This is a genomic window from Enterobacter sp. EGD-HP1 (assembly GCF_000733275.2).
In the GTDB taxonomy this organism is placed as follows: domain Bacteria; phylum Pseudomonadota; class Gammaproteobacteria; order Enterobacterales; family Enterobacteriaceae; genus Enterobacter.
Window position 1 is genome coordinate 72,860 of sequence record NZ_AVOP01000035.1, and the last position, 12,959, is coordinate 85,818.

Annotated in this window: 10 protein-coding genes; 6 read left to right on the forward strand and 4 right to left on the reverse strand. The window is 59.1% G+C overall.

The window, feature by feature from the left end; all coding sequences use genetic code 11:
* Nucleotides 1-38 precede the first annotated feature (38 nt).
* The gene (locus N037_RS20420) at nt 39-584 is read left to right on the forward strand and encodes a winged helix DNA-binding protein (RefSeq protein WP_023311843.1); all 546 of its coding nucleotides are present in this window, start codon (nt 39-41) and stop codon (nt 582-584) included.
* A 2-nt stretch (nt 585-586) separates the two neighbouring features.
* Here N037_RS20420 and glgX read toward each other — a convergent pair whose 3' ends face one another.
* The 3 genes from glgX to treZ are packed head-to-tail and all read right to left on the reverse strand — an operon-like array spanning nt 587 to nt 6,930.
* Nucleotides 587-2,662: a glycogen debranching protein GlgX gene (gene glgX / locus N037_RS20425; RefSeq protein ID WP_032643070.1), complete on the reverse strand. Its 2,076-nt coding sequence runs from the start codon at nt 2,660-2,662 to the stop codon at nt 587-589.
* 15 nt (nt 2,663-2,677) lie between these two features.
* Entirely contained in the window at nt 2,678-5,146 is a 2,469-nt protein-coding gene (gene treY, locus N037_RS20430) for a malto-oligosyltrehalose synthase (RefSeq protein WP_032643072.1), read from the reverse strand.
* On the reverse strand, nt 5,143-6,930 hold the full coding sequence (gene treZ / locus N037_RS20435; protein ID WP_032643074.1) for a malto-oligosyltrehalose trehalohydrolase: 1,788 nt from the start codon (nt 6,928-6,930) through the stop codon (nt 5,143-5,145). Before treZ ends, treY begins: the two co-directional genes overlap by 4 nt.
* Before the next feature lie 132 nt (nt 6,931-7,062).
* Here treZ and N037_RS20440 point away from each other — a divergent pair, with 132 nt between their 5' ends.
* From N037_RS20440 to N037_RS20455, 4 genes are all read left to right on the forward strand, one after another.
* A complete protein-coding gene (locus N037_RS20440; RefSeq protein WP_032643076.1) occupies nt 7,063-7,590 on the forward strand; it encodes a GNAT family N-acetyltransferase in 528 nt (175 codons plus the stop codon).
* 77 nt (nt 7,591-7,667) lie between these two features.
* Nucleotides 7,668-8,426, forward strand: coding sequence for a 5'-nucleotidase, lipoprotein e(P4) family (locus N037_RS20445; protein WP_032643078.1), 759 nt, complete (start codon nt 7,668-7,670; stop codon nt 8,424-8,426).
* 142 nt (nt 8,427-8,568) lie between these two features.
* Nucleotides 8,569-9,555, forward strand: a complete 987-nt coding sequence (locus tag N037_RS20450; RefSeq protein WP_023335760.1) for an MBL fold metallo-hydrolase — start codon at nt 8,569-8,571, stop codon at nt 9,553-9,555.
* Between the two features lies 1 nt (nt 9,556).
* A complete protein-coding gene (locus N037_RS20455; protein WP_032643081.1) occupies nt 9,557-10,468 on the forward strand; it encodes a LysR family transcriptional regulator in 912 nt (303 codons plus the stop codon).
* Here the strand turns inward: N037_RS20455 and N037_RS20460 are convergent.
* Nucleotides 10,459-11,343 (reverse strand): LysR substrate-binding domain-containing protein, encoded by an 885-nt coding sequence (locus N037_RS20460; protein ID WP_032643083.1) that lies wholly within the window; start codon nt 11,341-11,343, stop codon nt 10,459-10,461. The two genes, N037_RS20455 and N037_RS20460, sit on opposite strands and share 10 nt — an antisense overlap.
* A 110-nt stretch (nt 11,344-11,453) precedes the next feature.
* On the opposite strand from N037_RS20460, the gene N037_RS20465 reads away from it, so the two are divergent.
* Nucleotides 11,454-12,941, forward strand: a complete 1,488-nt coding sequence (locus N037_RS20465) for a UbiD family decarboxylase (protein ID WP_032643086.1) — start codon at nt 11,454-11,456, stop codon at nt 12,939-12,941.
* Nucleotides 12,942-12,959 lie beyond the last annotated feature (18 nt).

The window sequence follows — 12,959 nt, forward strand, 5'->3', positions numbered from 1 at the left end:
TTTTATCGATGAGTTTACATTTCTGGCTAAGGAACGTTATGACCTCGAAAAAGAGTGCTTCACCCGATCGCGACGATATCAACGACGGCCGGATCGTCTCTTCCCGCCATCTGGTGTCCGAGCGCTGCGCGGAGCTGTCAGAGCTGGAGTACGCGCTGATCATGACCAGCAACGCGTTCAACAAATGGATGGTGCGCTGCATGACCGCAGCGGGCGAGCCCGACATGGGCGCCTTTGACGTCTCGCTGCTGCATCACGTGAACCACCGTGACCGCAAGAAAAAGCTGGCCGATATCTGTTTCGTTCTCAACGTGGAAGATACCCACGTGGTGACCTATGCCCTGAAAAAGCTGGTCAAAGCGGGCTACGTGACGAGTGAGAAAGCGGGCAAAGAGCTCTTTTTCTCCACCACCGAGGAAGGGAAAGCGTTGTGCATGAAGTACCGGGACGTGCGGGAGGCGTGTCTGATCGCTATCCACGCGGAGAGCGGCATTGCCGGGAAGTCGATTGGCGAAACTGCGCAGCTGTTACGCACGATCTCCTCCCTGTATGACACCGCCGCCCGCGCGGCGGCATCACTCTAGGGCTAAGGACGTCTGAAGAGGGTAATACTGCGTCCGGCCAGTTCGTACTCTACGGTGTCGGTGAACGCTGTCCCGGCGGCAGCGTCCTCTGCCGTAGACAGCTCCAGCACCCATCCCCCTTCGCCAAACTGCGGGATCTGGAACGGCACGGTGCCTTCAAACGGATTAAACAGCATCAGCACGTCGTGCCAGATGCCGTCCTCCTGCCTGAGATCCGGCCTGCTGATGGAGACCCCGAGCGTCGAGCCCTCATCCCACTGCTCGTCCTGCTGCGGACCGCCTCCGGCATTAAACCAGCGGATCTCGAGCCCGTCGCGCCAGCTTTCACGGCGCAGCAGCGGCTGCGATGCGCGCAGGGCAATAAGCCGTCGGGTAAACTCGCGCAGCGCGGCGTCGTTTTCGGATAGCCCCTTCCAGTCAATCCACGAAATCTCACTGTCCTGGCAGTAGCCGTTGTTGTTGCCCTTCTGCGTGCGGCCAAACTCGTCCCCCGCCAGCAGCATCGGCGTGCCGTGTGAAAACAGCAGCGTGGTCAGGAAATTACGCTTCTGCCGTTCGCGGGTAGCAATAATATCCGGGTTCTCGGTTGGCCCTTCCTCGCCGTAGTTGTACGAGCGGTTATCGTTATGCCCATCGTTATTGTCCTCACCGTTGTCGGCGTTGTGCTTTTCGTTATACGACACCAGGTCATTCAGCGTAAAGCCGTCGTGAGCGGTGATGAAGTTGACGCTGGCCCACGGACGACGTCCGCGCAGGTCGTAAAGATCCCCGGATCCCAGCAGGCGTGCGGCAAAATCATTGGAGACGTTATCGCCCTTCCAGTACTCGCGTACGGTATCGCGGTATTTGTCGTTCCACTCCCCCCAGCCCGGCGGGAAACCGCCAACCTGATACCCGCCGGGACCGATATCCCAGGGTTCACCAATCAGCTTCAGTCTCGATAACACCGGATCCTGCGATATGGCGTCGAAGAAACCGCCGCGTGGGTCAAACCCTTCCGGCTCGCGGCCCAGGATCGTCCCCAGATCGAAACGAAAACCGTCGATGTGCATCGACTCCGCCCAGTAGCGCAGTGAATCCATCACCATCTGCAGCACGCGCGGGTGCGAGGTGTTGACCGTATTTCCCGTCCCGGTGTCGTTGATGTAGTACCGGTGCTGGTCCGGCAGGGTGCGGTAATAGCTGTAGTTATCAATCCCCTTGAACGAGAGCGTGGGGCCAAGCTCATTTCCTTCCGCCGTGTGGTTGTACACCACGTCCAGAATCACCTCGATGCCCGCGTCATGATACGCGCGCACCATGTCGCGAAAGCCCTGGATCCCCGCCGGGCCGTAATAGCGCGACGCCGGAGCAAAAAAGCCGAGGGTGTTATAGCCCCAGAAGTTCTTCAGGCCACGATCGAGCAGATGCTGGTCGTCCGGGAACCAGTGAACCGGCAGCAGCTCCACCGAGGTGATGCCAAGACTCTTGATGTAGTCGACCGAGGCTTTGTGTCCCATCCCCTCAAACGTGCCGCGCAGCTCAGGCGGGATGGCCGGGTTCATCTGGGTAAAGCCCTTCACGTGGCTCTCATAGACGACGGTACGCGGCCAGGGCACGTTTGGCCGGCTGTTGTCCTGCCAGTCAAAGGCGTCCGGGTCGATGACCTTGCATTTTGGCGTAAACGGCGCGCTGTCGCGCGTATCAAAACTGAGGTCCAGTTCGTCATGTCCCAGCACATAGCCGAAATGCGCGTCGTTCCAGTCGATATCGCCCACCAGTTCGCGGGCGTAAGGGTCGATAAGCAGCTTGTGCGGGTTGAAGCGGTGACCGTTTTCAGGATCGTAGGGCCCATAGACGCGATAGCCGTACAGCGCGCCGGGCTTCAGGTCCGGCACATAGCCGTGCCAGACCTCATGGGTATATTCCGGCAGCTCCAGCCGGGCGATTTCGTTTTTCCCGGACGGGTCAAAAAGACAGAGCTCTACCCGCTCGGCGTGAGCGGAGAACAGCGCGAAGTTAACCCCTTTCCCGTCATAATTAGCACCCAACTGCTGGCCATGACCGGCCCGAATTTCAAACGTAGTATCCTTTGCCATTTTCGTTCTCCACGATTATTCGCAGGTAAGCAGAACCAGTACACATCCCTTTTCTGACGTTAAATCCAGCGTCTCTTGCAGAATGCGGCTTTCACCGCTGAACAGGTCCCGATAGCGCTTCCCGACCAGGTCGTCGGGTATCGCTACCGTGGTATTGATCCACAGCTCTTCGTTGCCGTTGACACCAAAAACCAGGCGCGGCACGGCAACAATCAGCGCCTCGTCCTCCTTAACGCGCGCATAGACAATCAGGTTCTCCTCGCGCTCGCCGGAGACCTTAAGCGGCAGCCAGTCGCCATAGCGGAAAAGCGCATCGTAATGCGGCCGAAGCCGCAGCAGCGTGGCGGTGACGAACTGCTTAACGCGCCCGTCTCGCCAGCATGCCTGGTCGTCAAACACCGTGGCATCCGCCGCGCTGAGGTTGTGCTCCAGGGCCGGAAAGTCCGGCTCCCGGCGGTTATCCGGGTCGACCAGGCTAAAGTTAAGCGCCTCGCTGCCCTGATAGATGTCCGGCACGCCGGGGGCAGTAAGCTTGATCACCGTCTGGCTGAGGCTGTTCATCAGCCCGGCCCGGATAAAGGGCCGCATCGCCTCGCTGAAATCATGCAGGAACAGGGTGTTGTCCGGGGAAAGCAGGTGCCGCGCGTAGCTCAGCACCACGCTCTCATAGCTCTCGTTGCTGTCGATCCAGTCGGTGCGCTGTTTCGCCTCGCGCAGCGCTTTCTCAAGAAAGCCAAGGAAACGTTCTTCGAGTGATTTCAGCCCGTCGACGTCGTCTGGTGACAACGTGGCGGGCCAGACGCCCGCCAGCGCCTGATAGATCATCCAGGTATCGGCGGCGTTCGGCGCGGTACCGTCATTGAGAAAACGCACCTGGGTCTGGTTCATCTGCCGCCAGCGGGCCAGGTTATTGCCCCATTGTTCCGGCGCTTCCGTCAGGGTGTAAAGACGTGCCCGGGCATCTTCCCCGCGCTTGGTGTCGTGCGTGGAGGTGCCCAGCAGCGCGTCGGGCTGACGGGCCAGACGAATGCGCATGTCCTGGTGGAAGCGGGATAAGGAAAACGCGCGCGGGGTCGGGTCGGCACCGACTTCATTGAGCGCAAGCTCGAGGTTGTGGCGAAAGAACAGCGTGTCTTCAACGGATTTCGCCATCAGCGGCCCGGTGAGCTGCTGGAAGCGGGTCCTGAACAGCGCGGCGCTCTCGCGGCAATCTTCCGGCAGGTCGCCGGTAAGAATGCGCACGATCAGGCTGAGCGCCGCTTCCGACGTCTCCACGCTGGCAACCACGCGGTTAAGCAGCGCCACGTCCGGCGGGGTTAATCCTTCCCGGGTGCCGTAGGTGCGGTAGACCGGAAACGCAATAAGCAGTTCGCGCAGCGCGTGGCGGATTTCCTCGCGCGGCAGCGCAACCTCATTGCGGCGTGCCAGATCCTCAGCAAGGTTTAGCAGCGTGGTGAATTCACCCTCAAAATTACGATCGGTCATCAGGCCTTTGGCATCCCGCAGTTCCGCGTGGCGATCGACCGTGATGCCCAGCGTCTCGTCGTGGGTTTTCTCAAGACGCCCCAGGCTATCGTCGTCGACCAGCACTTCCGCCAGCGAGGCGATAAACTCGTAGCCGGTGGTACCGGAGATCGGCCAGTCCGCGGGGATCTGTTCTCCCTTCGCGAGAATTTTTTCAACCGTGATGTAGCAGTCGGGGCCGGTTTTCTGCCGCAGGCGCTGCAGATACCCCAGCGGATCGGCCAGGCCGTCGACGTGGTCAATGCGCAGGCCGTCCACCACGCCCGCGTGGACCAGTTCAAGGATGAGCCGGTGCGAATCGTCGAATACCGGCTCGTCTTCAACCCGAACGCCGACCAGCCCGGTAATCTCAAAGAAGCGCCGCCACGAGAGCTGCTTCGGCGCCTCCCGCCAGGACATCAGCCGCCAGCTTTGCGCGTCATGCAGTTCAGCGATGCTTTTATCCTCGCTGTACGTACCCGGGTTGAGCGGATACTCGGCGTCATAGTAAACCAGCGCGGCCTTTTTTGTGACAGGGTCACGTTTTAAGGTAATGGCTCCCTGCTCCAGCTCCGCCTCAAAGGTGTCGCCGAGAAACGGCAGCGTGAGCGGGCGCGACGCGTCGATATCGAAGTAGCGGAAATAGCGGCTCTGCTGGCCGTATTCAATCACGTCCCGCCACCAGGGATTTTCCAGCGAGGTCGACATATGGTTCGGGACAATGTCCAGAATCAGCCCCATGCCGGCCTGCTTAAGCGCTGCGACCATGCGGTCGAAGCCGTCTCGTCCGCCGATAGCGGGGTCGATTTCATTCGGATTGGTCACGTCATAGCCGTGGGTGGAACCCGCTGTGGCGGTAAACACGGGCGACGCGTAGAGGTGGCTGATACCGAGATCTTTCAGGTACGGCACCAGCGCCGCAACGCGGTCGAAGGTCATGCCATTACGAAACTGAATACGGTACGTGGCGGAAGGGATCATAACGATGCTTCTCCATCAGCAAAGCGAACGACAATACCGTTCGGCGGTAAAACGTCAGTGACTTCCGGCCAGGCAAAGCGCGTCTCACCCGCGAGATCGGGCAGCGTGACGGGCTTATTGCTGATATTCAGCGCCAGAGAGAGCGTCCCAGCCGGGAAGCGCCAGCTCACCGCCACCATGCCGTGCGCGGTCTTGATCACCTTGCCCTGAACGGTGCCGCCATGACGCAGAAGCGGAACAATATGACGATGGCGCAGCGTCAGCAGATGGCGCGTGAAGCGCAGCCACGTTTTACCTTCGTCGGTGGCAATCTTATTCCAGTCGAGCTTTGAGCGAACAAAGGTGTTCACGTCATTCGGATCCGGGACGATTTCATCGTGTCCCGCATGGCCGGTAAACTCTTTTGCCCGCCCTTCCCGCACCGCCTTTGCCAGATCGCCGTGAAAATCGGTGAAGAACAGGAACGGATGCGTTTCCCCGAACTCCTCGCCCATAAACAGCAGCGGGATGTGGGGGGAAAGCAGCAGCGCGGCTAGCAGCACCCGCGTCTTGTCGGCACCGGCCAGGGTGATAAGCCGCTCGCCCTGGGCGCGATTCCCGGTCTGATCGTGGTTCTGAATAAAATCGACGAAGAACTGCGGCGGCTGCGTCTGGCACTCCACCCCGCGGGATTCACCGGTTTGCAGCGAAATTTCGCCCTGGTAGACAAACCCTTCCGCCAGCGCCCGGGCAAACTTTTTCTCCGGCTCAAAGGCAAAATCCTGGTAGTACGCGTGGGTCTCGCCGGTAGCAAACACGTGGGCGGCATTGTGGAAGTCATCATTCCACTCGGCGGTGAACAGCGGCGTGTTGCCCTGCTCATCGTGCGGATGCAGGAAAATCACGTTGCGGCTGTCTTCCGTGGTCAGGTGAACGTGACGGTGCGGAATGGCCTCGCGAATTTTTGCGGCAATCTCCTCGAGAATATGCGTATCCGAGCCGTCTTTAATCTGGTCGATGGCATCAAAGCGCAGACCGTCCAGACGGTACTCCGTCAGCCAGTAGAGCGGCGCGTCGGTCATGTACTGTCTCACCGGCTCGCGCTCGTAGGCGATGCCGTTGCCCCACGGCGTCATTCGATCCGCATCGAAAAACGCGGGCGACAGCAGCGGCAGATAGTTCCCCTCCGGGCCGAAGTGATTAAGTACGATATCCAGCACCACAGAAAGACCCAGCCCGTGAGCCGCGTCGATAAACGCGTGGAAATCCTCCGGCGTGCCGTAGGCGGCGTGCGGGGCATACAGCAGCACGCCGTCGTAGCCCCAGCCGCGGGTTCCGCCAAACTGGGAGACGGGCATCACTTCAAGCTGGGTAATACCGAGCTCTGCCAGATACGGCAGCTTGTCGATGGCCGCCCGGAAGGTGCCCTCCGGGGTAAAGGTGCCAACGTGCAGTTCGTAAATAACCGTCTCTTCCCACGGACGCCCGCTCCAGTCCCGGTTGACCGGCTGATAGCGCCGGGGATCGATCACCACGGAGGGGCCGTTAACGTCCCCCTTTTGCGCGCGCGAGGCGGGATCGGGCACCGTCATGCCGTCCTGAAGAACAAACTGATACTCTGCGCCGTGCCTGACGCCGGGTACGTCTGCCTGGAACCAGCCGCCGCCAGCTGCCGTCATCGGCACCTCGGCGGTAGCCAGACGTAGCGTAAGTTCTTTCTGTCCTTCTGCCCAGACGCGAAAACGTACCACGTCATCGGAAATAAACTCAGCACCCCACTGCTTTTGAAATGTCCTGAATTCCATTCATTGTCCTCGAATGACCCACGTTTTACACGGAACGAAGTACAAGCTTAGTTCAGGATTAAAAGTGTGTTAGCCCAGCGGATTTAACCGCTTCGTCTATTCTTTATGAGATAACTCACTACCGGGAAAATTATGCAGATTCGAAAAGGATTAAATACTGACCTCGTACGTCTTGAATGCTGTGACTTTTCTTTCACCATTAGCCACATTGCGCGAGAGCCCTTTATCCACTGCGATTTGCATACCGAAGCCGTCGCCGAGCCCTGGATTAAAACCTACGAACTCGACATCCAAACCCTTGAAAACCACTGCGTTAATCCGGACGCCATATTTCTTATCGCCGAAACGGATGACGGTGAAATAGCGGGTTTTATTACCGCGTCAATCGGCTGGAATAAGTTTATCTCGGTGGATTACATCGCCGTGGAGCGCACGAAACGCAGAACCGGCGCCGCGCAAAAACTGATGGCCGCCGCGCACGTCTGGGCCCGCAGCGTAAACGCGCCGGGATTACGGCTTGAAACACAAAATGTGAACGTCTCTGCCTGTCTGTTTTACCGCAACTACGGGTTTACCCTCGGCGGATACGATCGTTTTCTCTACAACGCCTTACCGGAAAAAGACGAGGTCGCCCTGTTCTGGTATTACATGCTGGTCTAACGGCGCGGCCTTCATATTTCTGTCATTGAACTTCACTACGCTTTGCGGATTTTAAACAAGGCGTTGAGGAAAGAAGCGTGAATTTTATGGCGAAGGCATTACTGCTGGCATTACCTGTTTTGAGTGCAACGGCAGCGGCGACGGCCGCCGGGCGCGACCTGTGTGAACCCAAAGCGTACGAAATGGCGCTGCGCTATCAGCAGAAATCGGCAGAGATCGTGGCTCTTCAGCTGCAAACCTATCGGTTTGCCACCGAACGTTTCAATGAAAAGTTAAAAGGTCTGAAAACGCCTGAAAATTACGCCGTGGTTATGGACCTGGATGAAACGGTGCTGGATAACACCCCTCTGCTGGTGCGCGACACGGAGCAGTGTCACGACTATACAAAATGGGACACCTGGAGCGACTGGGAAAAACAGGGAAAACCCGGCTTAATTCCGGGCGCGAAGGCGTTTCTTGACCATGTGAATCAAAGCAAGGTCCGTATCTATTATGTTTCGGACCGCATGCAGGAAAATAAAGCCGATACGCTCAGGACGTTAACAGCCCTGGGACTTCCGCAGGTGTCCGATGAAAGCGTGCTTCTGGACACGGTCAGCAAGGAAGAGCGTCGCCAGAGCATCCTCAAAAAACAGCAGATCGTGATGCTGTTCGGCGACAGCCTGCCGGATTTCGCCGTGCAGTTTAAAAACAAAAAGCCGAGCGAGCAGCAGCGCGATCTGGTTGAAGCCAGCGCGGAACACTTCGGAAACGACTGGATTGTGCTGCCAAATGCTGCTTATGGCGCCTGGTCCAAAGCCACGTTGGATAGCTGGAACGCACCGCTGAAAAAATAAGATCTTACGGGCCGGAAAAGGCATTGCCCGTCTTCCCGGCCCTTCGGTTGACTATCCATCCCGTTTATAGGTCCTATCATTTCTGGGCAGGTTCTTATAATTTTACGAAGAAGTAAGATGAGCGCTTTCAAAGGAGACTCGTATGCTTACCGTGAAAAAACTTGCTCTGTCCACGCTGATTTCAAGTTCACTGCTGTTCTATCCTGCGCTCCAGGCCTCGGCAGAGACGCCTCAGCACGTCGTTAAACAACCGGCGGGCGGATACAGCGTTCAGGTCGGCGATGTTCTGGTCACCTCGTTTACGGACGGGACCGTCGCGCAGGATCTGCACAAGCTGCTGCGCCGGACAACACCGCAAAAAATTGATGCGCTGCTCGCGAAAAATTTCCAGACCAACCCCGCCGAGGTGTCCATCAACGCGTTCCTGATTGCGATGCCCGGACATAAAATTCTGGTGGATACGGGCTCAGGCCAGCTCTTTGGCCCCGGCAACGGCGGACGTCTGATTGAGAGCCTCGCCACGCAGGGGGTTAAACCCGAGGATATTACTGAAGTCCTGCTGACCCACGCCCACTCCGATCACGCGGGCGGCCTGGTGAAAGACGGCAAGGTGGTGTTCAGTAACGCGCGCGTTTTCGTTGGCAAACCGGACGTCGACTTTTTCTTTAACGACGAGAATCAGAAGAAAACCGGCTACGGCAAGAACTACTTTGACGTCGCGCAGAAGACCTTAAAGCCCTATCTTGACGCCGGTAAAGTGGTACCGTTTAGCGGCACATCGGAGATTCTCCCGGGGCTGACCGGCACGGTTCATCCCGGCCATACGCCGGGCTCAGCCTTCTACACGCTGACGAGCAAAGGCGAGAAGATCACCTTTGTCGGCGACATCATTCATGCCGCGGCGGTCCAGTTCCCGCAGCCTGACGTGACCATTACCTACGATGAAGATCAGAACAAAGCGGCAAGCGTGCGCGAACATGCGTTTGCGGACTTTGTGAAAAATAAAGATCTGGTTGCCGCGCCCCATCTGCCTTTCCCGGGTATCGGGTATGTCACCAAAGGCGAAAACGGCGGCTATGCCTGGGTCCCTGTCACCTATACCAACCGGGACGCCGGCAGCGCGAAATAAAATGACGCCCGTCTCTGACATGGACATCGACCTGATCCTGACCCTGGACGCCCTGCTTCAGGACAGGAATATCACCCATGCGGCCGCGCGGCTGGGCATCAGCCAGCCCGCGCTGTCCGCCCGTCTCGCGCGTCTGCGAACGCTGTTTGGCGAACCGCTGTTTATTCCTTCCCCACATGGACGTGGGGTGCTGCCCACGCCGCGAGCGGAAGCGCTTAAGCCGCAGGTAGAGAGCGTGCTGCGCGGCATCAGCGCGATGTTTGCCCCCACCGCGTTTGATGCCCCCACCAGCAGCCGGACCTTTGTTATCGCCCTGCATGAAAACCCGGCGCTGATGCTGGGCAGCGGGCTGCTTAACCGGACAGGCACCGATGCTCCCGGTATCCGTCTGCGCTTCGCCCTGCCACAGATGGCCGAACTGCCGCAGCAGCTGGAAAACGGTGATGTGGATATCTACATCGGCGTAAGCGCGGGCGCCCATGACGGCTGGGTGAGGCGCAAACTGCTCGACGACGCGTTTGCCACCGCCCAGCGCAAAGGCCATCCGCGCGGGACCGGAGCGTTAGACCTGGAGAGCTACTGCGCCCTTTCTCATCTGGTGGTGTCATCGGCGGGGGATCCGTTTACTGGCTTTGTCGATCAAACCCTGGCCGGGCTGGGCTATCAGCGGCACGTCGCGATGTCCACGCAGAGCTACGCCGTGGCACCTGCGCTTGTTGCCGGAACCGATCTGGTGTGCACTCTCCCGGAACGGATGCTGAAGCAGTTTGCCAGCACGCTGGATCTCTTTGCGCCGCCGCTGCCGCTCCAGCCGATTACCATCAACATGTACTGGCACCCGAAAAACAGCCAGGATCCGGCGAACGTCTGGCTGCGCGAGCAGCTGCTGCAGGCCGCCGGACGTCAGGTGTGATCGAGGGTAATCAGGAATTTTTTAAGCACTTCTGAGCGAATAATCCGGTGACAAACCAGCGTCAGCTCGCTTTCCCGGAGCCGGTCGAGGATGTCCACGTAAACCACATTCTCGACGCTCACCGCCTTTGCCGACGCGGGCAGCAGCGCCAGCCCAAACCCCGCCGAGACCAGGCTTATCACCGTGGGCACATCCGTCGCGTTTTGCACCACGTCCGGCTGAAAGCCCGCCCCGCTGCAGGCGTCATAAAAATACTGTTCCAGCCCCATTCCCTCCGGGTCGCGCAGGGAGATCCATTTTTCGTCTTTCACTGACGAAAGCGTCAGCGCGGAAGAACCCGCAAGCGGATGCTGACGATACAGCGCCAGCACCGTTTTCTCTGAGGTGAACGGGCGGCTTTGCAGATCGTCAGGCAGCGACGGCAGCGGTGCGCGAATAATGGCAACATCCAGCTGGTTACTCTGCACGGCGGCGTAGAGCGTCTGCACATTTCCCGTCATCAGCGACATGGTGATGGCCGGCCAGCGCGTATGCATCTGTCGCAGCGCGGCGGGCAGCCTGCCGTCGAACATCGCGCTCGACACGCACCCGAGGTTTAACACCCCCTGCTCGCCCCTTGCCGTTTGCCTGGCGTCCAGCACCGCCTGCTCGGTCAGGGAGATGGCGAGCCTGGCTTTCGCCAGAAACGCGTCGCCCGCGGGCGTCAGGGTTAAGCGGCGGTTCGCCCGGCTAAAGAGCGTGACGCCCAGACGTTCTTCCAGCGCCTTTATCTGCTGGCTCAGCGCGGGCTGCGCCATGTTCAGGCGCTCAGCGGCCCGGTGCATGTGAAGCTCTTCGGCCACGACGATGAAGTTGCGCATCTGACGAAACTGCACGGAACGCCTCCTTTTAATATGAATTTACTTATCAATTTAGCAGTAATGATGCAATTGATGCTATTGGTCATTGCCATAAGAATGGAGGTATTCAACCGAGGGAGGAAAATATGGAAAACCCAATTAACGATCTCCGCAGCGCCATCGCCCTGCTGCAGCGCCACGAAGGGCAGTATATCGAAACCGATTATCCGGTCGATCCCAACGCGGAGCTGGCGGGCGTCTACCGCCATATCGGCGCGGGCGGCACGGTAAAACGTCCAACCCGCACGGGCCCGGCCATGATGTTTAACAGCGTGAAGGGCTATCCGGGCTCCCGCATCCTGGTGGGCATGCACGCCAGCCGCGAGCGCGCGGCGCTGCTTCTGGGCTGCGAGCCCTCTGAGCTGGCAAAACACGTCGGCCAGGCGGTGAAAAAGCCGGTTGCGCCGGTTGTCGTCCCGGCCTCGCAGGCGCCCTGCCAGGAACAGGTTTTCTACGCAGACGACCCTGACTTCGATCTGCGCAAGCTGCTTCCGGCACCGACCAATACGCCGATTGATGCAGGCCCGTTCTTCTGTCTGGGGCTGGTGCTGGCAAGCGATCCGGAAGACAGCTCGCTGACCGATGTCACCATTCACCGCCTTTGCGTCCAGGAGCGCGACGAGCTTTCCATGTTCCTTGCCGCCGGTCGGCATATCGAAGTCTTCCGCAAAAAGGCGGAAGAGGCCGGAAAACCGCTGCCGGTGACGATCAACATGGGTCTCGACCCGGCCATCTATATCGGTGCGTGCTTTGAGGCCCCCACCACGCCGTTTGGCTACAACGAGCTGGGCGTCGCCGGGGCGCTGCGCCAGCAGCCTGTCCAACTGGTGCAGGGCGTGGCGGTAAAAGAGAAAGCGATCGCGCGGGCGGAAATCATCATCGAGGGCGAACTGCTGCCGGGCGTGCGCGTGAGAGAAGATCAGCATACCAACACCGGCCACGCGATGCCGGAGTTCCCGGGCTACTGCGGCGAGGCGAACCCCTCTCTGCCGGTGATCAAAGTGAAAGCCGTGACCATGCGAAACCACGCGATCCTGCAAACGCTCGTGGGACCGGGAGAAGAACATACCACCCTGGCCGGTTTACCGACGGAAGCCAGCATCCGCAATGCCGTTGAGGAGGCGATTCCGGGCTTCCTGCAAAACGTCTATGCGCATACCGCGGGCGGCGGTAAATTCCTCGGGATCCTGCAGGTGAAAAAACGCCAGCCGTCAGACGAAGGACGTCAGGGCCAGGCGGCGCTTATCGCCTTAGCCACCTATTCGGAGCTGAAGAACATTATTCTTGTCGACGAAGACGTGGATATTTTCGACAGCGACGACATCCTGTGGGCGATGACCACCCGCATGCAAGGTGATGTCAGCATCACGAATATTCCTGGGATCCGTGGCCACCAGCTGGATCCGTCCCAGTCGCCGGATTACAGCACCTCAATTCGCGCAAACGGCATCTCCTGCAAGACCATCTTCGACTGCACGGTGCCGTGGGCGCTGAAGGACCGCTTCGAGCGCGCGCCGTTTATGGAGGTGGATCCGCGTCCGTGGGCGCCGGAGCTGTTCGCTGATAAGAAATAGGGAAAGTGTCGGGCGTAT